Source organism: Streptomyces sp. NPDC059679, from assembly GCF_042734105.1.
In the GTDB taxonomy this organism is placed as follows: Bacteria; Actinomycetota; Actinomycetes; order Streptomycetales; family Streptomycetaceae; genus Streptomyces.
Map to the genome: position 1 here is coordinate 33,201 of NZ_JBHWES010000072.1, position 21,683 is coordinate 54,883.

The following is a 21,683-nucleotide window of genomic DNA, read 5'->3' on the forward strand; positions in this document are numbered from 1 at the left end:
GCGAGATCCTTTCCTTTTCCGGTCATGTCCGGGGTGAGATCGAAACGCGGTCGCGTGCGCGGGTGGGCGCGGGAAGCTGCCCCGCGACGATCGCGGCGAGGGAGAGCCCGAACCCCGCGAGCTGGATCAGGCCGAGCGTCTGGTCGAGTACGACGGCCCCGAGCACGGCGGCGACCAGCGGCGAGAGCAGACCGAGCACCGCGACGGAGGTGACGGGCAGGGTGGTGATGCCCTGGAACCACAGGATGTAGGTGATCAGGCCGCCGACCAGCCCCAGCCAGAGATAGCCGAGGGCGGCGGTCGAATCGATCGCGGGAGGCGGTCCCTCGACGAGGAAGGTGACCGGCACCAGGAACAGACCTCCCGCCGTGAGCTGCCAGCCGGCGAACGCGGTGGCACCGACCCCGGCGGGACGTCCCCAGCGCTTGGTGAGCGTCACCCCGAGCGCCATCGTGGCCGCGCCGGCGAGGCCCGCCACGATTCCGACGCCGTCGAGCGCCGCGTCCGGCCCGATCACCACCAGACCGACGCCCACGACGCCCGTCACACCCCACAGGAGGCGCCAGACCGAAAGGCGCTCGCGGAGCACGGTGACCGCCAGGACGGCGACGATCAGCGGCTGGGCCGCCGCCAGCGTGGCGGCGACGCCTCCCGGCAGGCGTTCCGCCGCGACGAACAGCAACGGGAGGAACAGCCCGATGTTCAGCACGCCGAGCGCCGCGGCCTTTCCCCACCAGGCCCCGCGCGGCAGCGTCCGGGTGATCGCCAGCGCGATCAGCCCGGCGGGCAGCGCACGCAGGAGCCCCGCGAACAGGGGGTGCCCCGGGGGCAGAAGTTCGGTGGTGACGACGTAGGTCGTGCCCCAGACCGCGGGAGCGAGCGCCGTCAGGGCGGCGCGCCCGCCGGAAGCTCTCTGTGCTGGTGGACTTGTCATGCTCGCAGTCTCATGCCGCGGCCATCAATGAGTCCAAGACATGTTTTTCACTTCATCGATCTCGATACAAGATAGCTCCATGGAGCTTCAGCAGATGCGGTACGTCATCGCCGTGGCCGAGACCAACAGCTTCACCCGGGCCGCCGAACGATGTCTGGTCGTCCAGTCCGCCCTCAGCCACCAAATCTCCCGCCTGGAGAAGGAGTTGGGCGCGCGGCTCTTCGAACGCACCAGCCGCCGGGTGCGGCTGACCCCGGCCGGAGCGGCGTTCCTCCCCGCCGCCCGCCAGTGTCTGGAAGCCGCCGAGCGCGCGGCCGCCGAGGTGGCCGCGGCCGTCGGAGAGGTACGCGGACGGCTCGCCGTGGGCCTGATCCCCACCGTCGCCGCGGTCGATATCCCGGGCGCGCTGCGCGACTTCCGCCAGCGGTATCCGCAGGTGCGCATCGGGCTGCGCGTGGGCGCGAGCGAAGACCTCGTCGAGCAGGTCAAACAGGGAGCCCTCGACGTGGCCTTCCTCGGGCTGCCGACCACATCGCGGCCTCAGGGCGTCGCCGCCCACGAACTCGCCCGTGACCGGCTCGTCGCCGTGGTCGCGCCCGACCATCCGCTCGCCGACGAACCGGCGGTCGACCTTCGCAGGCTCTCCACCGAGGTGTTCGTGGACCTTCCGGCCGGAACCGCCGGGCGCGCCCAGTCCGACCAGGCATTCTCGGCCGCCGGGCTCGGCCGCGACGTCGCCTTCGAAGTGACCACCGCGGAGTTCATCGGCCGACTGGTCGAGCAGGGCCTGGCCATCGCCATGCTGCCCTCCGCGTACGTACCCCAGCTCACCGGCGTCACCACCATCGAGGTCACCGACGCACCGGCCCGCGTCGAATACGTCATCTGGAGCTCCGTCGGCCGCCCACCCGCGGCCACCGCCTTCCTCGCCATCCTCGACATCCCGGCCACGGAGGGCGCCGGCGGGCGGCCGTGAGTGGCCGTCATCCCGGTTTACGGGCCGGGAGGTGACGGCCCGAGCGGGCGGCGGCCGAGGGTCACGTACCCCGCAGGGCGGCTTCCAGACGGTCGGCCCAACGCAGCGCGGTGGCGGCCAGCTCTTCGGTGCGCGGGGCGAGGCGGACGCGCGGGCCGACGACCTGGAGCGCGGCCACCACCTCGCCGCGGAAGTCGCGGACCGGGGCGGCGACCGAGTACAGACCGGGTTCGGCCTCCTCGTCGACGATCGAGTAGCCCCGCTCGCGGGTGGCGGCGAGCCGGCGGAGGAAGTCGTCGAGCCCGGTGGGGGTGTTCGGGCCGTGGCGTACGAAGTCGGTGCGGGCGAAGACGGCGGCGACTTCCTCGTCGTCGGCGTCGCTGAGCAGCGCCTGCCCGCAGTCGCTGCAGTACGCGGGGTAGGGGCGGCCGATCCACGAGCCGACCTGTTTGCTGCCCGGCGGGACGCGTTCGGCGATCGTCACGGTCGCGTCGCCGGCCAGGACGCCCAGATAGCAGCTCTCGCCGGTCTCGCCGACCATGCCTTCCAGCGCGGTCTGCCCATCCGTACGCAGGCGGTGGGCGGTGAGCTCCTGGGTGTCGGCGTAGAGCCGCCAGTGCAGGGTGAGCGCCTGCGGCGACTGGTTGCGTGCGACGAAGTCCTCTTCGCGCATGGCGGCCAGGCCACGGGACAGCTGGCTGCGATCGCGGGCCAGGTCGCGGGCCAGGTCGGTGGCCGAGGTGCGGCGATGCCCTTCCGCTGTCCTGTGGGCGAGTGCCATCAGCACGTCCAGACCCTTGCCCACGCTCGATTCCATGACCCCTCAGCCACGTCGTCCCGCCGTGCCGCGTGCCGTCCATGCGGCGCGATCAGCTGTCGCGGACACCCTACTGCCGCCCTTTCGCGATGCCACCCCTCGAAAGTTGTGCGTTATTTGCATCTTGTCATGCGGTAGATGCACGCATAGCATCTCGCGCATCGGCTTTCGCCCCGGTCACCCGGGGACATACGAGGCCGGGGATATACGAGAAGGGACAGCGACAGCCATGACGGCGACGATGACGTCCGCGGCCCATGAGCGGGGGCCGTGCCGTACCGAACCGGCGATCAGGCGCCGGTCAGTGCGAGCGATCAAGGTGTACTGGCCCGTCTCGCGGCAGATCCTGGCCACCCTGGCCGCGGGCGATGTCGAGGTGCTGCACCAGGACGAATCCCTGGCCGAGCTCTTCCGCGCCCTGGAGGCCTCGCCGGAGGTCGGGGACTTCGGCCTCTACACCGACGTCTTCGAGGTGGGCATCGGCGCCGAGGGGTTCACCGCGGCGCCCGGGTCCACCCCCACCCTCGGCGCGGTCGGCGCCCGCTCGCTGTCCCCCACCCTCACCTTCACCACCTATGTCGACGCCTCCGCCGCGGATGACGAGGTGTCCCGTGTTCTGACGCGCATCGTGGCCGCCCACCCCTGGGAGGTTCCGGTCGTCGAGCTCTCCGCACCCCTTGAGCTCGTCTCCCGCGCGTAAGCCCTGCGCGTAAATCCTGCGCGCGTAAGCCCTGCGCGTAAATCCTGCGCGCGTAAGCCCTGCGCGTAAGTCCTCCGCCGGTAAATCCTGCGCGGTCCTCCGCGCTCCCCGCCGGACCGCGGCGCGCTGACCCCGCACGCGCCGCGGTCGCCCAAGAGGTGGCATCACCCTCCGCCACGCCGTGTCGTCCCCGTCACCGCCACCCTGAGGAAGTCATGTCATGACCACATCACTGCCGACCGAGAGCACGTCGGCTCCGGAAAGAGCGACCGACCACCCGCCCCAGGGAACGCTGCGCCGTTCCATGACCAGCCGCCACCTCGTGATGATCGCGATGGGCGGGGTCATCGGCTCCGGGCTGTTCCTCAGCTCCGGCTACACCATCTCCCAGGCCGGTCCGCTCGGCGCCGTCCTCTCCTATCTGGTCGGCGCGTTCGTCGTCTATCTCGTCATGACCTGCCTGGGCGAACTCGCCTGCGCCTACCCGGTCTCGGGTGCCTTCCACATCTACGCCTCGCGCTCGATCAACCCGGCCACCGGCTTCACCACCGCCTGGCTGTACTGGCTGACCTGGGCGGTCGCCCTGGGCTCGGAGTTCACCGCCTGCGGGCTGCTGATGCAGCGCTGGTTCCCCTCCGTCAGCGTCTGGGTGTGGTGTGTGGTCTGCGCCGCCGTGGTGTTCTCCGTCAACGCGATCTCCGCGCGCGTCTTCGGCGAGACCGAGTACTGGTTCTCCCTCATCAAGGTCGCCGCGGTCGTCGCCCTCATCGTCCTCGGCGGCGCGGCCATCGGCGGCTTCCATCCGCTGGCCGATCACGGCCAGGCGTTCCCGCGTCTGTTCGAGAACTTCAACACACCCGACGGCCTGTTCCCCCACGGGCCCTCCGGCGTCATGGTCACCGTCCTCGCCGCGTTCTACGCCTTTTCCGGTTCCGAGCTGATCGGCGTCGCCGCGGGCGAGACGGACGAACCGTCCAAGGCGGTCCCCAAGGCGCTGCGGGTGACGGTGGTCCGGCTGCTGGTCTTCTTCGCCGGGGCGATCACCGTGATCGCCGCGATGATCCCGTACGACAAGGTCGGCCTGGACGAGAGCCCCTTCGTGACCGTCTTCACGACCATCGGGATCCCCTACGCCGCCGATGTCATGAACTTCGTGATCATCACGGCGCTGCTGTCCGCCGGCAACAGCGGCCTCTACTCCTGCGCGCGGATGCTGTTCTCGCTCGCCGAGGAGGGCCAGGCCCCGCAGATGCTGCGGCGGCTGAACTCCCGCCAGATCCCGATGGCCGCGCTCGTGGTGAGCATGCTGGGCGGTATCGCGTCACTGCTGAGCAGTGTGGTCGCGGCCCAGACCGTCTATCTCGTCCTGGTGTCGATCGCCGGGTTCGCGGCGGTGGCGGTGTGGATGTCGATCGCGGCCTCGCAGTTCTTCCACCGCCGGGCCTTTCTGCGCGACGGCGGGGATGTGAAGGCGCTGCCCTACCGCACCCCGTTCTATCCGGTCGTGCCCGTCCTGGCGTTCGTACTCTGCCTGGCCGCCCTGGTCGGCGTCGCCCTCGACCCCACCCAGGTCGCGGCCCTGTACTTCGGCATCCCCTTCGTCGCCGCCTGCTACCTCTACTACTACCTGCGGTACAGCCGCAGGCGCAGCGGGACGGCCTCATGACGCCAACGCCCACACCGATGACCATGCCGACGCCGCCCACCTGTCTGCTGCTCGATCTGGACGGCACCCTCGTCGACTCCGCCCCCGGGGTCCTCGCGAGCATCCGCGCCGCGCTGCGCGAGGCCGGCACCCCGGCGCCGGACCCCGACACCCTGCGGACGTTCGTCGGCCCGCCGATGTACGAGTCCTTCCGCCGCCGGCTCGGCCTCGACGAGCCCACCGCGCTACGGGCCCTCGCGGTGTACCGGGCGCACTACGCCGCGCACGGTGCCCTCGACAGCGCGCTGTACGACGGGGTCGCGGACGCGCTGAAGGCGCTGGCCGCCGCGGGCCTGCCGATGGGCGTGGCGACCTCCAAGATCGAGGACCAGGCGCGGCGGGTCGTCGCCCACTACGGCCTGGACCCGTGGTTCGAGGCGGTGTGCGGCATCGACGACCGTACGGGCCGCACCACCAAGCGCCAGGTGATCCGGGAGTGCCTGGTGCGACTGGCCCGGCGCGGCGTCGACGTATCGGCGCCGCTCATGGTCGGCGACCGGTCGTACGACATCACCAGCGCCGCCGCCGAGGGGATCCCGGCCGTCCATGTGCTGTGGGGTTACGGGGACCGGGCGGAGTCGGCGGGCGCGGTCGCGGCCGTCGCGGGGCCCGCGGAACTGACTGACCTGCTGGTCGCGGCCCGCGACCATGGCCGTTGAACATCCACTGACGTGAAAACACCGGAACTGATGACGGGAAAGAGAACCAGCACATGAGCGACAGCGGCCCGCAGCACACCACCCCCGGCACCCCCTCTCCCACCACCCCCGCCCTGTGGTCGGCCTACCGTGAGCTGATCGGGAGGGCGACGTACACGGACCTCACCCACGCCTTCCACCCCGGGCAGCCGCACTTCCCGGCGTTCCCGGACGAGCGGCGCGAGATGGTCTTCGACATGGACCGCGGGGACGGCTTCAACGTCCACCAGTACACGATCGTGGGCCAGTGGGGCACACACGTCGACCCGCCCGTGCACTTCGTCGCCGGGGCGCGCACGCTGGACCACATCCCGGTGGCGGAGATGGTCCTGCCGCTGGTGGTGCTCGACATCAGCGAGCGGGTGGCGGCCGACCCGGACGCGACCCCGACCCTGGACGACGTGGCGGCCTGGGAAGCGCGCCACGGCGCCGTCCCCGCCGGATCGTTCGTGGCGCTGCGTACGGGCTGGAGCCGGCGCTGGCCGGACCGGGACGCGATGGCCAACAAGGACGCGGCGGGGGTCAGCCACGCCCCCGGCTGGTCCGCCGAGGTCCTGCGCCATCTGTTCGAGGAGGCGGGGGTCACCGCGATCGGCCATGAGCAGACCGACACCGACCCGGGGTCGGCCACCTCGGCGGGGGACTTCAGCCTGGAGCGGTATGTCCTCGCGCGTGACCGGTGGCAGATAGAGCTGATGGCCAACCTCGACCAGGTCCCGGAGGCGGGCGCGCTCATCGTCGCCACCTGGCCCAAGCCCCAGGGCGGCTCCGGGTTCCCGGCCCGCGTCTTCGCCCTGTGCCCGAACGACATGAATGACTGATTGCTCGAACGGCTGGCGTACCGAGCCCCGGCGGACCCGAGTCCGCCGGGGTGTCGCCATGTGAAGCGCCATGCGAAGAGCCATGTGGAGAACGGATACCGCGATGGACCGACCGGCCCTGGACGCGATCGACGAGAAGATCATCGCCGAACTCACCCGCAACGCCCGCCTGTCGCACGCCGAGCTCGGGCAGCGGGTGCTGCTGTCGCGGAACGCCGTACGGCAGCGGATCGACCGGCTGGAGCGGCAGGGGCATATCCGCGGCTACACACTGGTGCGCGGCGGCCACGAGGACGAGGACATCGCCTCGGCGCTGGTCCTGGTCTACCGCGAGGACCGGCTGCGCGGCGGCGAGGTGCTGGCGGCGCTCAAGCGCATCCCGGAGGTCGTCATCTGCGATGTGCTCAGCGGGGAGTTCGACCTGATGGTGCGGATCGAGGCCAGGTCCCTGGAACGCGTACAGGGCATCTGGGAGCAGATCGCCCAGATGCCCGGTGTACGCGATACGGTCACGGCGCTGACGCTCGCGCGCGTGGTCAGCCGCCCGCGAGGTTGACGCATACGACCTTCGGCTGCGTCATGTCCTCGTAGGCGAACCGCACGCCCTCGCGGCCCATGCTGCCGTACTTGAACCCGCCGAACGGCATGGCGTCGAACCGGTAGTCGGAGGAGTCGTTGACCATCACCCCGCCCGCCTCCAGCCGCCGGGCGGCCGCCATCGCCTGGTCCAGGCTCGCGGTGAAGACACCCGCGTGGAGGCTGAAGTCGATCTCGTTGGCGCGCGCCACCGCCTCCTCGAAGGAGCCGACCGGCTGCAGCGCGACGAGCGGCGCGAACGCCTCCTGCTGCCACAGGGCGCTGTCGGCCGGGACGCCCTCCAGCACGGTGGGGCTGTAGAGGCTGCCGTCGAGGTCATTGCCGCACAGCAGCACCGCGCCGCGCGCGATGGCCTGATCGGCCTTCGCCTTCGCGGCCCGGGCGGCCATGGGCGTGATCATCGGGCCGACGTCCGTGTGCTCATCGCGGGGGTCGCCGGTGCGCAGCGCCCTCGTCCTGGCGACGAAGGCCGTACGGAACTCCTCGTACACCTCCTGGGCGATCAGGATGCGCTGGGTGCCGATGCAGTTCTGGCCCGCGGCCCAGAACGCGCCGGACACACACGCCTTCACGGCGAGGTCGAGATCCGCGTCGGCGAGGACGAGGACGGGCGCGTTGCCGCCGAGGTCCATGGCGAGCTTCTTCAGCCCGGCCTGGCGGGCGATGGCCTCCCCGGTCGCGAAACCGCCGGTGAACGAGACCATGCGCACCTCGGGGGCGGCGACGATCGCGGCGCCGACGTCGGCACCGCCGTTGACCACCGTGATCACCTCGTCCGGCAGCCCGGCCTCGACGAGGGTGTCGACCAGCCGCAGCGCGGACAGCGGGGTGAGGTCGGAGGGTTTCAGGATGACGGCGTTGCCGCCGGCCACGGCGGGGCCGAGCTTGTGGGCGACGAGGTTGAGCGGGTCGTTGTACGGGGTGATCGCGGCGATGATGCCCAGCGGCTCCCGGGTGAACCAGCCCTGGCGGTCCTCGGATCCCTCGTACGCGTCGAAGGGCACCACCTCGCCCGCGTTGCGGCGGGCCTCGGCGGCCGACAGGGCCAGGGTGTTGACCGCGCGGGCGGTCTCCTTGCGGGCCTGGGCGATGGTCTTGCCCGCCTCGGCCACGATCAACCGGGCGAAGGACTCGGCGCGTTCGTCGACCAGCCGGGCCGCGCGGTCCAGCACCGCGGCGCGGGCGGCCCGCGAGAGGGCCCGGGCGGTGGCGCGCCCGCGGCGGGCGCGGGCCATGATCTCGTCGGCCGACTCCGCCGTCGTGGCGCAGACCGAGCCGATGACCTCGCCCGTGTACGGGTTGTGCACGGCGACGAAGCCCTGGCCGTCACGCGAGAGGGCGGCGAGGGTGGTGTCAGTCACGGAAGGCCTCCTGGAGGACGCGCCCGGCGGGGACGGCGGCGGGGGTGGCGTGGTGCCGTTCGTGGATGGCGATGATGTCCGACAGCAGCGCGTACGCCGTCTCGGTGCGCCCGGCGCCGGGGCCGGAGACGGTGACGGTGCCGAGCAGATCGGTGTGGAAGGCCACGGCGTTCACCGGGCCGCCGACCGAGGCGAGCGGGTGTTCGAGGGGCAGCGCGACCGGCGCCACGCGCGCGTCGACGCTGCCGTCCTCGCGGCGGCTCACCGAGCCGATCAGCTTCCACCGCAGCCCCCGGGCGGCGGCGTCGCGCATATCCGCCGGTGTGAGCCGCGAGATCCCCTCCCGGGCGACGTCGTCGCAGGACAGCGTGGCGCCCAGGACCTCATGGGCCAGGATCGCGACCTTCAGCTGTACGTCGAAGCCCTCGACGTCCGCTGTGGGGTCGGCCTCGGCGTAGCCCGCGTCCTGGGCTTCCCTGACGGCGTCGGAGAAGTCCACGCCCTCTTCGAGCCGGCCGAGGATGTAGTTCGAGGTGCCGTTCATGATGCCCTCGACACCGGTGACGCGGGCGCCCGCGAGCAGCCGGTCCGCGGTGCGCAGCACGGGCGTACCGCTGAGCACGGTGCCCTCGAACTCGAAGCTGACGCCGTGCTCGGCCGCGAGCCGCTTGAGCGCGTGGCCGTGCAGGGCGACCGGGCCCTTGTTGGTGGTGCATACGTGCTTGCCCGCCCGCAGCGCCCAGCGCACATGGGACAGCGCGGGCTCGCCGTCGGCCGGATTGGTGAACGTGGCCTCGGCGACGATATCGGCGGGCACCTCCCGGATCACCCACTCGTTGCGCGGATCGCCGCTGCCGCCCGCCATCCCGGAGAAGTCGAGCTCCCCCGGCGCCGTCGCGAGCAGCGGAGCGAGGTCGATGCCGCAGGGCAGCACCAGCGAACCGGCCCGCAGGTCGGTGATCGCGACCACGCGCAGGGCGAAGCCCAGCTCCTCGGACAGCTCGTCGCCGTGCTCGGCGATCAGTTCGGCGAGCGCCCGGTTGACGCCACCGAAGCCGATCAGGGCGAGGTCGTACCGGGTCATCTGCTTCATCAGGGTCATCAGGGTTCCCTTCGCGTTGTGACCTCGCCCAGCGTCACCTCCGCGCTTGTCAGCGCGGCCATGCCGAAGCGCTCGGCGGCGCTGCCGATGTGCACCGTCCCGTGAGCGGTTGTCCTGCGGCAGCCGCGGATCGCGTTGGGGTCGCGTTGGGATCACGTTGCTAAAGTGAGGCCGTGACAGCGAACCCGCCGAAGGCCCAGGCGGCGTCCTCGCTGCGTACCGGCCTCCAGATCATCAACGCGGTGCTGGAGCGGGAGACCTCCGGGCGCACCGGGTTCAATGTCGCCCGGCTCGCCCAGGAGATCGGCATCGACCCCAGCAAGGCATCCCGGATGACCCAGGAGCTGTGCGACCGGGGCTTTCTGGAGCGCCGTGAGGACTCCACACTCCGCGTCGCCGCCGGGTTCCACGAACTGGCCCGGGCCCTGAACCACGGCCTGCCGGGCGCGTCCCGCCCGGTCCTGCGCCGCCTGGCCATCGCACACGGCGCCGGCGCCCGGCTCTCGGTGCGCGACGGCGTCCTCGTCCGGCTGCTGCGTTCGGAGGCGGCGGCCGAGCCATGGCCGGCCAGGGCCGGTCTGGTCACCCCCTGCTGGTGCACCGGGGCCGGCCGCGCGCTGCTGCTCGACCACTCAGGCGACGAGATCGCGGCGCTGCTCGAGGGCTACGAACTGATCGGCGTCGGCGGGCCGGGCGCCGCGCACTCCGCCGAGGAGCTGACCGCGGCCAACGACCGCGACCGGCCGGGCGGGATGGTCGCCGCGCACGAGGAGTTCGAGCACGGCATCACGGAGTACGCGGTGCCGGTCAGGGACGCCGAAGGCCGGATCTTCGCGGCGCTCGCGGTCCTCGGTAGACAGACGGACCTCAGGCCGCGGGAAGAGGCGATCCGCGCCGATCTGACCGCCGCGGCGCTCTCCTTCGGGCGGCTCATCGACGCGGACGCGCCATAGCCGACGGGCAGTGAGGGGCGTCGGCCGAGCCCGGCTGGGCAGCATGGCCCGGATGAGCGGCCGGGTCCGGCTGAGCGACAGGGTTCGGCTGGAACTTGCGGAGGTCGGCCAGCCGGTCCAGGAGCTGGTCGCGGATCTCGACGAGGTCGTTGATGCGCTGCTGGAGCAGGCTCAGGCGCTGCTCGAAGATCTCGATCTTGGGGGTGGCGTCGTCGCATACGTGGTCGCCGGTCAGCTCGTCGCGCAGACAGCCGTCCACGAGCCGCAGATCGTCGGTGGTCAGCCCGGCGGCCAGCAGGAGCCTGATGTTCTCGACGACGCGTACGGCGTCGTCGTCGTAGCTGCGGTAGCCGTTGGTGGACCGGTCCGGGCGCAGCAGGCCCTGCTCCTCGTAGTAGCGCAGCGCCCGGGTCGTGGTGCCGGTGGCGTGCGCGAGTTCCCCGATGCGCATGATGCTCCCTCCAGTTCCGGAGGGAGCCTAAACCTTTCCGTGGACGTGAAGGTCAAGCCGAGGGGCGGGCGCGGCTGTCGGCGAGGGCGAGGGCCAGGGCGCACACGGTGACGAGCCCGCCCGCCACCGGCACCCAGCGCATCGAGGCCCCGCTGGCGATCACTTCGCCGCCGAGCCAGCCCCCCAGTGCGATGCCCAGGTTGAACGCCGAACTCTGCACGGTCAGCGCGAAGTTCCGGGCCCGCGCGGGGGCCACATTCATCAGGCGGGTGTTCACCGCCGGGATGACGCCGTAGTAGGCGGCGCCGAAGAGGAAGAGGAACACGACGGCGAGCGGCTTGACAGTGGCCGTCGCGCCCAGCAGCGGCAGCGCGGCGGCGAGGGCGGCCACCCCGGTGCACACCGCCGCCATCACCGAACGGTCCGCCAGCCTGCCGCCCACCAGGTTGCCGACCGTGCCGCCGATGCCGAAGAGCAGCAGCAGAACGGTGGTGGCGGAGGCGCTGAACCCGGTGGTGTCGGTCAGCAGGGGCGTGATGTAGGTGTACGCGGTGAAGGCCCCGGCGGCGCTGAGCGCGGTCACGGCGATCACGGCCCGCACCCTGCGCTCGCTCAGGACCCGCAGCTCAGCCAGGCGGCCGACCCGCTTCCCGTCCCCGACCGCGGTCCCGCCCCCGACCGCGGTCCCGTCCTCGGCTTCGGCCCCGGCTTCGGTCCGGGTGGGCTCGTACGGCTTGCGGGCCAGGGCCACCACGGGCCCGGCCGCCGCGAGCGCGAGCAGCGCCACGGCCCAGAACGTGAGCCGCCAGCTGAGCCAGTGGCCGATCGCGGTGCCGAGGGGCAGTCCCACGATCGTGGCGAGGCTGAACCCCAGCGAGACCCGGGCCACCGCCGTGCCCCGCCGCCGCGGCGGCACGGCGTCGGCCGCCAGGCCGAAGAACAGCGGCATCAGCGCCGAGTGCGCGAGCGCCGCGATGACCCGGCCGCCCGCGATGACCGGGAAGGACGAGGTCAGGGCCGACATCGCGGTCCCCGTGACGAACAGGGCGAAGAGGGCGACGAGCAGCCGCCCGCGGCCCATGACGGAGGTGGTCAGGGCCAGCACCGGCCCGCCCACCACGACGGTCGCCGCGAAGACGCTGACCAGCAGTCCGGCCGTGGACAGCGACACGCCGGCGTCCGCCGCGATGTCCGGCAGCAGCCCGGCGATCATGATCTCCCCGGTGCCGAGCGTGAACGCGCACAAGGTCAGGACGGCCAGTGCCGCGGTGCCCGAGTGTGCGGCTGTAGCCGAGTCCATGGCTGTGTCCGTGACTGACCTGGGGGATTCGGCGGAAGGGGCGGAGGTGGCGGATGCGTCCATGGGCGCCACCCTCGTCCTTCACGCCGGGGTGAAGGTCAAGGCGGACGGGGGTAGACCTTCGCCTGTTGACCTTGCCGTTGGGGGAGGCCCCAGCATCGGGGGACCGGGCGAGGCGCCCGGGATGAGGAGGGGCGGGCATGGGGCTGCTGACCATCGGAGCGTTCGCGAAGGCGTCCCGGCTGTCGCCGAAGGCGCTGCGGCTCTACGACGAGCTGGGGCTGCTTGCCCCGGCCCGCGTCGACCCGGTGACGGGCTATCGGCTCTACGCACCGGAGCAGCTTGAACGGGCCCGGCTGGTGGCCTGGTTGCGCCGTCTGGGCATGCCGCTGGCCCGTATCGGCGAGGTCTGCGACCTCTGCGAGTCGGACGCCGCCGCGGCGGCGCGGGAGGTCCGGGCCTTCTGGGCCCGGGCCGAGGCCGAGACCGCCGCCCGGCGGGACCTGGCCGCCTTCCTCATCGACCATCTGTCATGGAAGGACCCCGACATGTCTCCGACGTCCTCGACCGTCGAGCCCTTGGACATCCGTTACGCCGCGCTGTCCGACACCGGACTGGTCCGCGAGAGCAACCAGGACACCGCCTACGCCGGGCCGCGCCTGCTCGCCGTCGCCGACGGCTTCGGCACGGGCGGCGGCCCGGCCGGGGAGGCCGCCGTCCAAGTGCTCAAACGGCTGGGTGCCGAGGCCGTCGCCGAGGCCGTCGCCGAGGGCGTTCCGGCGGGTGAGCTGCTCAACGCGCTGGAGGACGCCGTCGAGCGGGCGGGCCTGGCGGTGCGCGATATCGCCGGAGCCGACGCCGCGCCCCATGAGGTGGGCACGACGCTCACCGCGATGCTGTGGACCGGCTCCCGGCTCGCCCTGGTGCACATCGGTGACTCCCGGGCCTATCTGCTGCGGGACGGCGAGCTCTTCCAGATCACCCACGACCACACCCTCGTCCAGTCGATGGTCGACGAGGGGCGCCTCAGCCCGGAGGAGGCCACCTCCCATCCACAGCGCTCGCTGCTGCTGCGCGCCCTGACCGGAGGGGCTGGAGGGGCTGGAGGGGCAGGGGGTGCTGGAGGGGCGGCTGACATACGGCTGCACGACGCCCGGCCGGGGGACCGCTATCTGCTCTGCTCCGACGGGCTGTCCTCCGTCGTACCGACCGACGACGTACGCCACGTCCTCACCGTGGCCCGCGACCCCGAGCAGGCGGTACGTGAGCTGATCGCCCTGGCCAACGGCGCGGGCGGCCCCGACAACGTCAGCTGCGTGGTCGCCGACGTCCTGGCGCCCGAGCCCGGCCGCCAGCCGTAAGGTCAGGCCGCCGCCCGGGCGCCGAGGGCGTCCAGGGCGGTGGCCACCGTGGCCTCCAGGGCCTGGGCGTCGGCTCCGGCGCGGGAGCGCAGGTTCACCCCGTACGCGAGCAGGGCCAGGACGTCGGCGGCGGCGCCGGGGTCGGTGCCGGGGGCGAGCTGGCCCTGGGCCTCGGCGCCGGTGAGCGCCGTGTGCATGGCGTCCCGCAGCTGCTGGTGGTGGCGGTCCAGGAGGGCTTGTACGTCGGGGTCGGTGTTCTCGGCGCCCGCGTGCGCGTTGGCGACCATGCAGCCCCACCGCGCGTACTCTCCCGCACACCGCACCGCGATCAGCCCGCCGAAGAACTCGGCGATGGCGGGCAGACCGCGCCCGTCCTCGGCGAGGTTCCGGAACGCCGGCTGGGACCACTGCTCCACATAGCGGCGCAGCGCGGCCCGGTACAGCTCCTGCTTGCCGCCGAAGGTGGCGTACAGGCTGGAGCGGTTGAGCCCGGTCGCGGTCACCACGTCCTGGATCCCGGTCGCGGCCACGCCCTGCCGCCAGAACAGCCGCACCACTGTCGCCAGTGCCGCGTCGGGGTCGAAGTGCTTGATGTCCGGCATGTTCGCCCGTCCTGCCGTGGTGATCCAGTCATCTTGAAATGAGAATTCCAAGATAGCGCGGCCCGGTCATGGACGTGAGGTCGCGCCCGCGGCTATCTTGAAACGAGCATTCCAAGATTGATTTGACGGAGGAACAGCCGCGATGAGTCTCAACGCCGAACTGCGTGCCTTCTACGAGGCCCGGTACCCGCAGATCCCCGCCGAGGCGCGGAAGATCATGGAGCGGGCCGGCCAGGAGCTCGCCGACTCCGGACAGGCCGCCGGTGCCCTGTCCGTGGGGGACCGGGCGCCCCGCTTCGAACTGCCCGCGGCGACCGGGGGGACGGTGACCTTGGAGGACCTGCTCGCCGACGGCCCGGTCGTCCTCACCTTCTACCGCGGCGCCTGGTGCCCGTACTGCAACATCGCCCTGCGGGCCCTGCAGAGCCACCACGACGAGATCACCGCGCGGGGCGCGCGCCTGGTGGCCGTATCGCCGCAGGTCCCCGACGAGTCCCTGTCGCTGACCGAGAAGCATGAGCTGGCCTTCGACGTCCTCAGCGACCTCGGCTCCGACACCGCCAAGCAGTACGGGCTCGCCTTCGACCTGCCCGACGACCTCGCCGCCGTCTACGACACGTTCGGCTTCGACCTCCAGCGCGTCAACGGCGGCCATCCGCGCACCCTGCCGCTGCCCGCCACGTACGTCATCGACCGCGACGGGATGATCCGGTGGGCCTTCGTCGACACCGACTACACGGCGCGCGCCGAACCGGCCGACATCCTCGCCGCCCTGGCCGCGCTGTAGGGACCATCGGCAGGTCAGTCCGGAAGACCGCGCAGCGCGGCGGCGACGGTGTCCCAGTCCGCGGGCACGGTCGGGTGGGCGCGGGCGGCGGTGGCGCTGTCCTTGAAGCCGCTGGAGGTGGTGACGCACACCACGGGACCCGAGGCGTCGCCCGGACGGGCGGGGTCCTCCCGGTGGGCGCGCAGCCCGGCCAGCCCCGCCGCGGAGGACAGCTCGACCCACATGCCCTGGCCGGCGAGTTCGTCGCGGGCGGCGGCCATCCGCTCATCGGTGACCGTCAGCGCCGCGCCGCGGCTCTCGCGTACGGCCACCACCCCGCGGTAGCCGCCCACGGCGCAGGAGATCCCGTACGCTTCGGTCGGCCCGACCGGGACCTGGGCGGCGGGGCGGCCGGTGCGGATCGCGGTGGTCAGCGCGCCCGCGGCGGCGGGTTCGCAGGCGTACAGCCGCGGGGTGCGGTCGGCCAGGCCGAGCAGGGTCAGCTCGTGGAAGCCCTTCCAGACGCCGAAGAGCAGTTCGCCGTAGCCGGTGGGCACGTACACCGCCTCGGGCGGCTCGCCGAGGTCCAGGAAGATCTCGTACGCGATGGTCTTGTAGCCCTCGGGGCCGAAGGGGTGGCCGGTGTGGGCGGTGCTGGTCAGGCTGGAGACCGGCTGATAGCCGAACTCCTCCACGATCCGCCGCGTCAGCGGTTTCCACGACTCGTGGGGCCCGGTGACCACCAGCGCCCCGTAGGCGCGTACGAAGGAGGCCACGGCGGGCGGGGCGGACGGGGAAGCGATCACGACGCACGGCAGCCCGGCGCGGGCCGCGTAGGCCGCCGCCGCGGCGCCGTGGTTGCCGGAGGAGGCCACCACGACGCCGCGCGCCCCGCTCGCCTTCGCGGCGCTGACGGCGACGCGGTTGAGCCGGTCCTTGTGGCTCCAGGTGGGGTTGCGCGACTCGTCCTTGACGTAGACGCCGTCGGGCAGTTGGACCAGGGGCGTGTTCCCCTCGCCAAGACCGGGGGCGGCCAGCGGCGGGAGCAGCGGGGCCCAGCGTTCGAGGCCGTGTGTGGCGGGGCGGCCGAACAGGTCGGCGGGCACCCGGTCGTACGCGTAGTCGACCTCCAGCGGGTACGCGACGGCGTCGGTGGAGGTACGCGGGCAGCCGTTGATGAGCGGCGGCCACAGGGAGTAGTGGACCGCCGGATCCCCCAGGGACCGCTGACCGGTCGCGAGCGACTGCGACCGCGGCCGCGGCCGCGGCCCCTGCTCGGGGCCGAGGTCGGGGCGTGTGGCGTTGGACCGTGGGGGACGGGACGTGGGCTGGCCTGACCGGGAGTTGGGGCGCTGCATGACCTGGATCATGCCAGGTCGGGCGTGATCTGGATCATGCCAGGTCCGGCGTGATCAGCCCCGGTACGGGCGGGCGGCCCGGGCCTCGCGCAGCGCCCGCGCCCACCACGTCAGCTGGTCGAGCAGGGCCGTGGCGGCGGCCTCCGGGCCCTTGGGCTCCTTCAGCGTGCCGTCCGCGCCGAAGAGCTCCCCGGCGTTGTGGAAGCTCACCGTCTCGCGGACGGTGACCGCGTGCAGCTCGGCGAAGACCGGCCGCAGATGCTCGACCGCCCGCAGCCCGCCGGATACCCCGCCGTACGAGACGAAGCCGACGGGTTTGGCCTGCCAGGGCGTGTAGTGCCAGTCGATGGCGTTCTTGAGGGAGGCCGGGTAGCTGTGGTTGTACTCGGGAGTGATCACGACGTACGCGTCGGCGGCCTCCAGCCGGGGCGTCACGGCCGCCAGGGCCTTGGCCTCTTCGGGGCCCGGACGGTGGCTGAGGCTGCTGGGCAGCGGGGTGTCGGCCAGGTCGATCACATCGGTGCGCAGGTCGGCGTGGAGCGCGGTGCGGCTGGTGAACCAGTCGGCGACCTTCGGGCCGAAGCGGCCCTCGCGGGTGCTGGCGAGGATGACCGCGAGGCGGACGGGGGTGGTGGCGGCCGTGTCGGTGGCCGGAGAAGCACTCGGGGCGGTGGCTGTGTCGGTAACCATGACCCCAGGCTCGGACTTAAACATTGGTTGAAGTCAAGCTAGTCTCGTTTCTCATGAGCCAGATGTCGTGGAAGACCCATGAACTCACGGTCGGTGACCTGTCCCAGCGCAGCGGCGTCCCCGCCTCCGCGCTGCGCTTCTACGAGCGCGAAGGGCTCATCCACAGCCGCCGCACCACCGGGAACCAGCGCCGCTACACCCGCGACACGCTGCGCCGGGTCGCCTTCGTACGCTCCTCGCAGCGCGTCGGCATCCCGCTGGCCAGGATCCGGGGGGTCCTCTCGCTCTTCCCCGAGGACCATGTCCTCACCAAGGCGGACTGGGCCCAGATCTCGGAGTGCTGGCGCGACGACCTCAGCGCGCGGATCGAGCAACTGCTGACCCTGCGCGACAGCCTCACCGACTGCATCGGCTGCGGCTGTCTGTCGATCGACAAGTGCGCGCTGGTGAACCGGCACGACAGACTCGGCGAGCAGGGCCCGGGCGCGCGCCGACTGCTGAAGTCCTGCTCCGATGCGGACGGGCCCGGGACCTGTGGAGTCGTCGATCAGGACGCGGTGGACGCGGCCAGCTCGGCCAACAAGGCGAGCGTGCGGGACTGTTCCTCGGACGTGCCGACCGGGGAGGCGATGAGCTCGGTCGCCCCCGCGTCGACCAGCTCCCGCAGCGCCTGCTCGACGGTGGACTCGTCGCCCAGTACCGCGGTGTCCTGCGGGCCCGCCGAGCCGTCGCGGTCCAGTACGGCCCGGTAGTGCGGGATCTGGTCGACCTGGCTGAACTGCTCGGCCATCGTGGCGCGGCGGGCCTCCGGGTCCGCGGTGACGCCCACGGCCTTGAAGACGACGACGCGCGGCGCGGGTCGCCCCGCGCGGGTCGCCGCTCGGGTGATCGTTGGCACGATGTGGTCCGCGAGCGCGGCCCTGCCCGCCCAGACGGTGATGGTGCCGTCGGCCAGCTCGCCCGCCACCTTGAGCATCGCCGGGCCGAGCGCGCCGACCAGCAGCGCGGGCGGTTCGGCGCCGGGCGTGGTGACCGCGCCGGCGGCCTTGATGGTCTCGCCCTCGTACGCCACGCTCTCGCCGCGCAGCAAGGGCGCCAATACGGACAGGTATTCCCGCAGATGGCGGGCGGGCCGGTCGTAGGAGTGGCCGAACTGCCCCTCGATGACGTGCCGGTGGCTCACCCCGACGCCGAGCGTGAAGCGGTTGCCGGTGGCCGCCTGGGCGGTCAGCGCCTGGGCGGCGAGCGTCAGCGGGTGGCGCGGATACGTCGGGACCACGGAGGTGCCCAGGGCGAGCCCGGGTACCCGGGGGCCGATGGCGGCGGCCGCGGTCAGGGCGTCCCAGGCGCCCATCTCGGGCAGCCAGGCGGTGCCGAGACCGGACGTGGCGATGTCGCGCGCCTGCTCGACGACCGCGTCGAGCGGAGTGCCGAGGACGTTCAGGAGAAGTCCGATGCGCATGGGGCTCCTTTCACCGTGTCGTAGCGGGGGCGGGGGCCGCGGGCTTCGCGCTCGCGGCGGGGCCGATGTCGAGTACGGCCTTGCCCGGTACCCGCCGCCCGAGCAGCGCGTCGGCCGCGTCCGTGACCCGCTCCCAGGAGCCGCGCCAGCCGATCTCCGGTGACAGTTCGCCGCGCGCCACGAGCGCGAGCAGCGTGGCGGTATCGGGGCCGGGGCGGGTGATGTCGCCGAAGGAGTTGAGCGACTTGGCCTCGGCCAGCGCGATCGTGCTGTTCACCGGGAAGAGCGCGGCCTCGCCGGACGCCCAGCCGATGCTCTGCAGATTGCCGCCGGGCGCGAGCAGGTTCCAGGCGGCTACGAGCTGAGGCCCGCCGACGTTCTCCAGGACCACGTCCACGGGCTGCTCGACCGGCTCCAGGCCGACCACGACCTCGTCCGCGCCGAGTTCCCTGAGCCCCGCGCCGCGCGCGGGTGAGCCCACCGAGGCGATGACGTACGCCCCGGCCCGCCGCGCCAGCTGGACGGCTGTCCGCCCGACCCCGCCCGAGGCGCCGGTGATCAGCACCCGCTTGCCCAGGACGTTCCCGGCCGCGCGCAGTGTCCGCAGGGCGGTGACGCCGACGACCGGGAGGGCTGCGGCGGCCGCGAGGTCCACGGGGTCGGGGACGGCGGCGAGGTTGTCGGTGGGCACCGCGACGCGTTCGGCCCAGCTGCCCACGGCCAGGCCCGCCACCCGGGTGCCCGTCACCGGTCCGGAGCCGTCGGCCGCGGCGCGGAGCACCACGCCGGACGCGTCGAAGCCCATGACCGTGCCGGGCGGCCGACCGGTGCCGTTGCGTATTTCGCCGAGGTTCAGTGACGCGTGCCGCACCTCGACCAGGGCCTCGCCGGGCCCCGGTTCGGGCTCCGGTACGTCCGCGAAGCGCAGGGACCCCGGCGCCTCGGGATCGACGGTCAGCGCGCGCATGGTGGCCGCTGTGCCGCTGCTCATGGCTGCCTCCTCAGGGCTGCCCTCCTCAGGGCAGACGAGTGAACCGGACTGTCAGTCCGGTTGTGCTGGGATGGATACTATGAGGACCAGTAGTCCGGTTACAACCGCCGACTGTCCGGATGCAGAGGAGGCGAGGCGCGGTGAGCGAGGCCACGGCAGAGCGGGGCGCCGCACGGCGCGGCGAGCGCGCCGACGCCGCGCGCAATCGGCGCGCGATCCTGCGCGCCGCCGAGGAGTTGCTGACGGAGTGCGGCGCCGAGCATGTGTCCCTCGACCGGGTCGCGGCCGCCGCGGGCGTCGGCAAGGGCACCGTCTTCCGCCGCTTCGGCAGTCGTACCGGCCTGTTCCAGGCGCTGCTGGCCGACCGCGCGGCCCGGCTGCGGGAGGCGATCGATGAGGAGGCGGCTCCGCTGGGCACCGACGGGGCCCCGTGCGAGCGGCTGCCGGCCTTCCTCGACGCGCTGGCGGACCTCGCCGAGCGCCATCTGTCCCTGATCGCCGCGCATGAACGCGCCTGTGGCGACGACAAGTTCGACGATCCCACCTATCGGGGGTGGCACGCCCACGTCTCCGCGCTGGTCCGGGAACTCAGACCGGGCCTCGACGCCGAGTTCGTGGCCCATATGCTGCTCGCCGCGTTCGACGGCGAGCTGGTGCGGCGGCTGACGGCGGACGGGGACTGGACGCGGTTCCGTCAGTCGGTCAGGGACCTGGCCGACCTGCTGGTCGGCCAGGGGAAGTAACGGCGCGGGCGCGCGGCGGAGGGCCCGGCCGGAATCAGAAGATGTCCGGGCACCAGGGGCGGCGCGGCGTACGCAGCAGGAGATCCGCCAGCGCCGCGGCGCCCTCGCGCTCCTCGGTGATCCGCCCCAGCGCGGCCAGCCGGACCGCGGACTCATCCCCCAGCCACAGCGTCCCCAACTCCGCGATGTCCATGGTCAGATCGGCGGACCGGGTGGTCGGCGCGCAGCCGGCGCCGTCGGGCCCGGCGTCCAGCAGATAGCGCCCGCCGGCCAGGCCCGCGCGGTCGGACAGCTCCAGGACCAGCGAGCCGGCGACCGGGTACGTACGGGCCTCGAGCAGCCGGGGGACGTCCAGCGGCCGCAGCCACAGGAAGTCGGCGTACGTCATGACCTGGGCCGCCCGCGGGTCGCCGAGCAGCAGCGGCAGCGCGTCGTCCGGCGGGCGGTAGCCGGTGGTGACGTGGGTGACCCAGTCGACGGAGAACAGGAAGTGCCACAGCGCGCGTTCGGCGGCCGGGGTGACCGCGAGCATCCCGAGCACCTTGGCGGTGTCGTGGGGGCGCTTGCCCTCCCACTTGTCGTCGCTGATGTAGGCGAGCAGACCGTCCACGGAGCCGTCGGGGGAGCGGTAGACGACGTAGAACGGCTCCGTCCACTGGTGGAAGGGGTAGGTCAGCAGGCCGGTGTTCATCCGCCACCACAGCTCGCGGCGGTCGATCGCACCGTGCTGCCGGGCGCGCAGCCGATCGTGCAGCGCGGGGCCGAGCTCCCGTACCTCGGCGCCGTCCGCGAAGTCCACCCGGCCGCCGCACGCGGGCCCGGAGTAGCGCGCGTCGAGCCCGGCGCGGGCGACGTCCACCCGCCACAGGGTGGCCCAGGTGGCCGGGCCGAACCCGTACCGCCCGTAGATCGGGTACTCGGCGGCGATCAGCGACGCCACCAGCTCGCCGCGCTCCTTGGCCGCGCGCAGATCGCGGTCCATCATCCGGCTGAGCAGCCCCTGGCGGCGGTGGGTGGGCGAGACCGAGACGTTGGTGATGGCGTCGGCCGCCACCTCGGCCCCGCCGACCGCCGTCAGCCGCTGTGCGAAGCTGCGGAAGGTGCCCACACAGCGGCCCCGGTCGAACGCCCCCTGCACCCGGTCCAGTTCCGCACCGATCTGCGCCCGCCGGATGTCGATTTCTTCCTTGCCCGCCTCCGGGGGCCGCAGAAAGCCGGTGTTCAGCGCGAGGGACCAGTCGGTGAGGTCGGAGTCGTCGACCTTACGGATCTCTGGGGCCATGAACCCCACCGTA

General features: G+C 72.6%; 22 protein-coding genes and 1 pseudogene. 11 read left to right on the plus strand and 12 right to left on the minus strand.

The genetic code is table 11. From position 1 onward, the window contains the following. Positions 1-22: 22 nt before the first annotated feature. A complete protein-coding gene (locus tag ACFV2X_RS45670; protein WP_385627898.1) occupies positions 23-934 on the minus strand; it encodes an EamA family transporter in 912 nt (303 codons plus the stop codon). Between the two features lie 79 nt (positions 935-1,013). Between ACFV2X_RS45670 and ACFV2X_RS45675 the strand changes: the two genes are divergently transcribed. Further along, a complete protein-coding gene (locus tag ACFV2X_RS45675) occupies positions 1,014-1,910 on the plus strand; it encodes a LysR family transcriptional regulator (RefSeq protein WP_385627900.1) in 897 nt (298 codons plus the stop codon). Positions 1,911-1,971: 61 nt separating this feature from the next. On the opposite strand, the gene ACFV2X_RS45680 is transcribed toward ACFV2X_RS45675, so the two are convergent. Beyond that, on the minus strand, positions 1,972-2,727 hold the full coding sequence (locus tag ACFV2X_RS45680; RefSeq protein WP_385627903.1) for an IclR family transcriptional regulator: 756 nt from the start codon (positions 2,725-2,727) through the stop codon (positions 1,972-1,974). A gap of 304 nt (positions 2,728-3,031) precedes the next feature. Between ACFV2X_RS45680 and ACFV2X_RS45685 the strand changes: the two genes are divergently transcribed. The 5 genes from ACFV2X_RS45685 (at position 3,032) to ACFV2X_RS45705 (ending at position 7,207) form a co-directional block, all read left to right on the plus strand. After that, positions 3,032-3,427, plus strand: a complete 396-nt coding sequence (locus ACFV2X_RS45685; RefSeq protein ID WP_385627905.1) for a hypothetical protein — start codon at positions 3,032-3,034, stop codon at positions 3,425-3,427. 220 nt (positions 3,428-3,647) lie between these two features. Beyond that, positions 3,648-5,093, plus strand: coding sequence for an amino acid permease (locus ACFV2X_RS45690; protein ID WP_385627908.1), 1,446 nt, complete (start codon positions 3,648-3,650; stop codon positions 5,091-5,093). A gap of 17 nt (positions 5,094-5,110) precedes the next feature. Continuing rightward, positions 5,111-5,791, plus strand: a complete 681-nt coding sequence (locus tag ACFV2X_RS45695; protein WP_385627910.1) for an HAD hydrolase-like protein — start codon at positions 5,111-5,113, stop codon at positions 5,789-5,791. Between the two features lie 53 nt (positions 5,792-5,844). Continuing rightward, the gene (locus tag ACFV2X_RS45700; protein ID WP_385627913.1) at positions 5,845-6,651 is read left to right on the plus strand and encodes a cyclase family protein; all 807 of its coding nucleotides are present in this window, start codon (positions 5,845-5,847) and stop codon (positions 6,649-6,651) included. A 103-nt stretch (positions 6,652-6,754) separates the two neighbouring features. Next, on the plus strand, positions 6,755-7,207 hold the full coding sequence (locus ACFV2X_RS45705) for an Lrp/AsnC family transcriptional regulator (RefSeq protein ID WP_014177666.1): 453 nt from the start codon (positions 6,755-6,757) through the stop codon (positions 7,205-7,207). Here the strand turns inward: ACFV2X_RS45705 and ACFV2X_RS45710 are convergent. Together ACFV2X_RS45710 and ACFV2X_RS45715 are read right to left on the minus strand one after the other, a co-directional pair. Then, positions 7,188-8,609, minus strand: coding sequence for an aldehyde dehydrogenase family protein (locus ACFV2X_RS45710; protein ID WP_385627915.1), 1,422 nt, complete (start codon positions 8,607-8,609; stop codon positions 7,188-7,190). The two genes, ACFV2X_RS45705 and ACFV2X_RS45710, sit on opposite strands and share 20 nt — an antisense overlap. Further along, complete coding sequence (locus ACFV2X_RS45715; RefSeq protein WP_385627918.1) at positions 8,602-9,711, minus strand: homoserine dehydrogenase; 1,110 nt, start codon at positions 9,709-9,711, stop codon at positions 8,602-8,604. The genes ACFV2X_RS45710 and ACFV2X_RS45715 overlap by 8 nt, the downstream gene beginning before the upstream one ends. A gap of 173 nt (positions 9,712-9,884) precedes the next feature. Here ACFV2X_RS45715 and ACFV2X_RS45720 point away from each other — a divergent pair, with 173 nt between their 5' ends. Beyond that, positions 9,885-10,664, plus strand: a complete 780-nt coding sequence (locus ACFV2X_RS45720; RefSeq protein WP_385627920.1) for an IclR family transcriptional regulator — start codon at positions 9,885-9,887, stop codon at positions 10,662-10,664. Here ACFV2X_RS45720 and ACFV2X_RS45725 read toward each other — a convergent pair. Together ACFV2X_RS45725 and ACFV2X_RS45730 are read right to left on the minus strand one after the other, a co-directional pair. Continuing rightward, complete coding sequence (locus tag ACFV2X_RS45725; protein ID WP_385627921.1) at positions 10,642-11,115, minus strand: MerR family transcriptional regulator; 474 nt, start codon at positions 11,113-11,115, stop codon at positions 10,642-10,644. The genes ACFV2X_RS45720 and ACFV2X_RS45725 overlap by 23 nt on opposite strands. Positions 11,116-11,167: 52 nt before the next feature. Continuing rightward, positions 11,168-12,415 carry an MFS transporter gene (locus ACFV2X_RS45730; protein WP_385627922.1) on the minus strand — a complete coding sequence of 416 codons (1,248 nt, stop codon included), beginning with the start codon at positions 12,413-12,415 and terminating at the stop codon, positions 11,168-11,170. A gap of 200 nt (positions 12,416-12,615) precedes the next feature. Here ACFV2X_RS45730 and ACFV2X_RS45735 point away from each other — a divergent pair, with 200 nt between their 5' ends. Continuing rightward, positions 12,616-13,776, plus strand: a complete 1,161-nt coding sequence (locus ACFV2X_RS45735) for a MerR family transcriptional regulator (protein ID WP_385627923.1) — start codon at positions 12,616-12,618, stop codon at positions 13,774-13,776. Between the two features lie 2 nt (positions 13,777-13,778). On the opposite strand, the gene ACFV2X_RS45740 is transcribed toward ACFV2X_RS45735, so the two are convergent. After that, a complete protein-coding gene (locus ACFV2X_RS45740; protein ID WP_385627925.1) occupies positions 13,779-14,378 on the minus strand; it encodes a TetR/AcrR family transcriptional regulator in 600 nt (199 codons plus the stop codon). Positions 14,379-14,520: 142 nt separating this feature from the next. Between ACFV2X_RS45740 and ACFV2X_RS45745 the strand changes: the two genes are divergently transcribed. Further along, positions 14,521-15,165: a peroxiredoxin-like family protein gene (locus tag ACFV2X_RS45745; RefSeq protein WP_385627927.1), complete on the plus strand. Its 645-nt coding sequence runs from the start codon at positions 14,521-14,523 to the stop codon at positions 15,163-15,165. Between the two features lie 14 nt (positions 15,166-15,179). On the opposite strand, the gene ACFV2X_RS45750 is transcribed toward ACFV2X_RS45745, so the two are convergent. Beyond that, entirely contained in the window at positions 15,180-16,502 is a 1,323-nt protein-coding gene (locus ACFV2X_RS45750; RefSeq protein ID WP_385627930.1) for a pyridoxal-phosphate dependent enzyme, read from the minus strand. A 54-nt stretch (positions 16,503-16,556) separates the two neighbouring features. Further along, positions 16,557-17,192, minus strand: coding sequence for an NADPH-dependent FMN reductase (locus ACFV2X_RS45755; RefSeq protein WP_385627933.1), 636 nt, complete (start codon positions 17,190-17,192; stop codon positions 16,557-16,559). Between the two features lie 53 nt (positions 17,193-17,245). Here ACFV2X_RS45755 and soxR point away from each other — a divergent pair, with 53 nt between their 5' ends. Beyond that, positions 17,246-17,944, plus strand: a complete 699-nt coding sequence (soxR, locus tag ACFV2X_RS45760; protein ID WP_385627935.1) for a redox-sensitive transcriptional activator SoxR — start codon at positions 17,246-17,248, stop codon at positions 17,942-17,944. Here the strand turns inward: soxR and ACFV2X_RS45765 are convergent. Together ACFV2X_RS45765 and ACFV2X_RS45770 are read right to left on the minus strand one after the other, a co-directional pair. After that, positions 17,848-18,654: pseudogene (locus ACFV2X_RS45765) on the minus strand (TIGR03564 family F420-dependent LLM class oxidoreductase); the annotation flags it as partial. The gene soxR and the pseudogene ACFV2X_RS45765 sit on opposite strands and share 97 nt — an antisense overlap. A 10-nt stretch (positions 18,655-18,664) precedes the next feature. Further along, entirely contained in the window at positions 18,665-19,645 is a 981-nt protein-coding gene (locus tag ACFV2X_RS45770; RefSeq protein ID WP_385627937.1) for a zinc-binding dehydrogenase, read from the minus strand. Between the two features lie 140 nt (positions 19,646-19,785). Between ACFV2X_RS45770 and ACFV2X_RS45775 the strand changes: the two genes are divergently transcribed. Further along, positions 19,786-20,388: a TetR/AcrR family transcriptional regulator gene (locus ACFV2X_RS45775; RefSeq protein WP_385627938.1), complete on the plus strand. Its 603-nt coding sequence runs from the start codon at positions 19,786-19,788 to the stop codon at positions 20,386-20,388. 34 nt (positions 20,389-20,422) lie between these two features. Here ACFV2X_RS45775 and ACFV2X_RS45780 read toward each other — a convergent pair whose 3' ends face one another. Next, complete coding sequence (locus ACFV2X_RS45780; RefSeq protein WP_385627940.1) at positions 20,423-21,670, minus strand: GNAT family N-acetyltransferase; 1,248 nt, start codon at positions 21,668-21,670, stop codon at positions 20,423-20,425. Between the last annotated feature and the right edge of the window lie 13 nt (positions 21,671-21,683).

Coding starts and splice junctions, on each gene's coding strand:
- ACFV2X_RS45670 (WP_385627898.1), bottom strand. CDS start 934: ATGACAAGTCCACCAGCACAGAGAGCTTCCGGCGGGCGCGCCGCCCTG.
- ACFV2X_RS45675 (WP_385627900.1), top strand. CDS start 1,014: ATGGAGCTTCAGCAGATGCGGTACGTCATCGCCGTGGCCGAGACCAAC.
- ACFV2X_RS45680 (WP_385627903.1), bottom strand. CDS start 2,727: ATGGAATCGAGCGTGGGCAAGGGTCTGGACGTGCTGATGGCACTCGCC.
- ACFV2X_RS45690 (WP_385627908.1), top strand. CDS start 3,648: ATGACCACATCACTGCCGACCGAGAGCACGTCGGCTCCGGAAAGAGCG.
- ACFV2X_RS45695 (WP_385627910.1), top strand. CDS start 5,111: ATGACCATGCCGACGCCGCCCACCTGTCTGCTGCTCGATCTGGACGGC.
- ACFV2X_RS45700 (WP_385627913.1), top strand. CDS start 5,845: ATGAGCGACAGCGGCCCGCAGCACACCACCCCCGGCACCCCCTCTCCC.
- ACFV2X_RS45705 (WP_014177666.1), top strand. CDS start 6,755: ATGGACCGACCGGCCCTGGACGCGATCGACGAGAAGATCATCGCCGAA.
- ACFV2X_RS45715 (WP_385627918.1), bottom strand. CDS start 9,711: ATGACCCTGATGAAGCAGATGACCCGGTACGACCTCGCCCTGATCGGC.
- ACFV2X_RS45725 (WP_385627921.1), bottom strand. CDS start 11,115: ATGCGCATCGGGGAACTCGCGCACGCCACCGGCACCACGACCCGGGCG.
- ACFV2X_RS45730 (WP_385627922.1), bottom strand. CDS start 12,415: ATGGACTCGGCTACAGCCGCACACTCGGGCACCGCGGCACTGGCCGTC.
- ACFV2X_RS45735 (WP_385627923.1), top strand. CDS start 12,616: ATGGGGCTGCTGACCATCGGAGCGTTCGCGAAGGCGTCCCGGCTGTCG.
- ACFV2X_RS45740 (WP_385627925.1), bottom strand. CDS start 14,378: ATGCCGGACATCAAGCACTTCGACCCCGACGCGGCACTGGCGACAGTG.
- ACFV2X_RS45745 (WP_385627927.1), top strand. CDS start 14,521: ATGAGTCTCAACGCCGAACTGCGTGCCTTCTACGAGGCCCGGTACCCG.
- ACFV2X_RS45750 (WP_385627930.1), bottom strand. CDS start 16,502: ATGCAGCGCCCCAACTCCCGGTCAGGCCAGCCCACGTCCCGTCCCCCA.
- ACFV2X_RS45755 (WP_385627933.1), bottom strand. CDS start 17,192: ATGGTTACCGACACAGCCACCGCCCCGAGTGCTTCTCCGGCCACCGAC.
- soxR (WP_385627935.1), top strand. CDS start 17,246: ATGAGCCAGATGTCGTGGAAGACCCATGAACTCACGGTCGGTGACCTG.
- ACFV2X_RS45770 (WP_385627937.1), bottom strand. CDS start 19,645: ATGAGCAGCGGCACAGCGGCCACCATGCGCGCGCTGACCGTCGATCCC.
- ACFV2X_RS45780 (WP_385627940.1), bottom strand. CDS start 21,670: ATGGCCCCAGAGATCCGTAAGGTCGACGACTCCGACCTCACCGACTGG.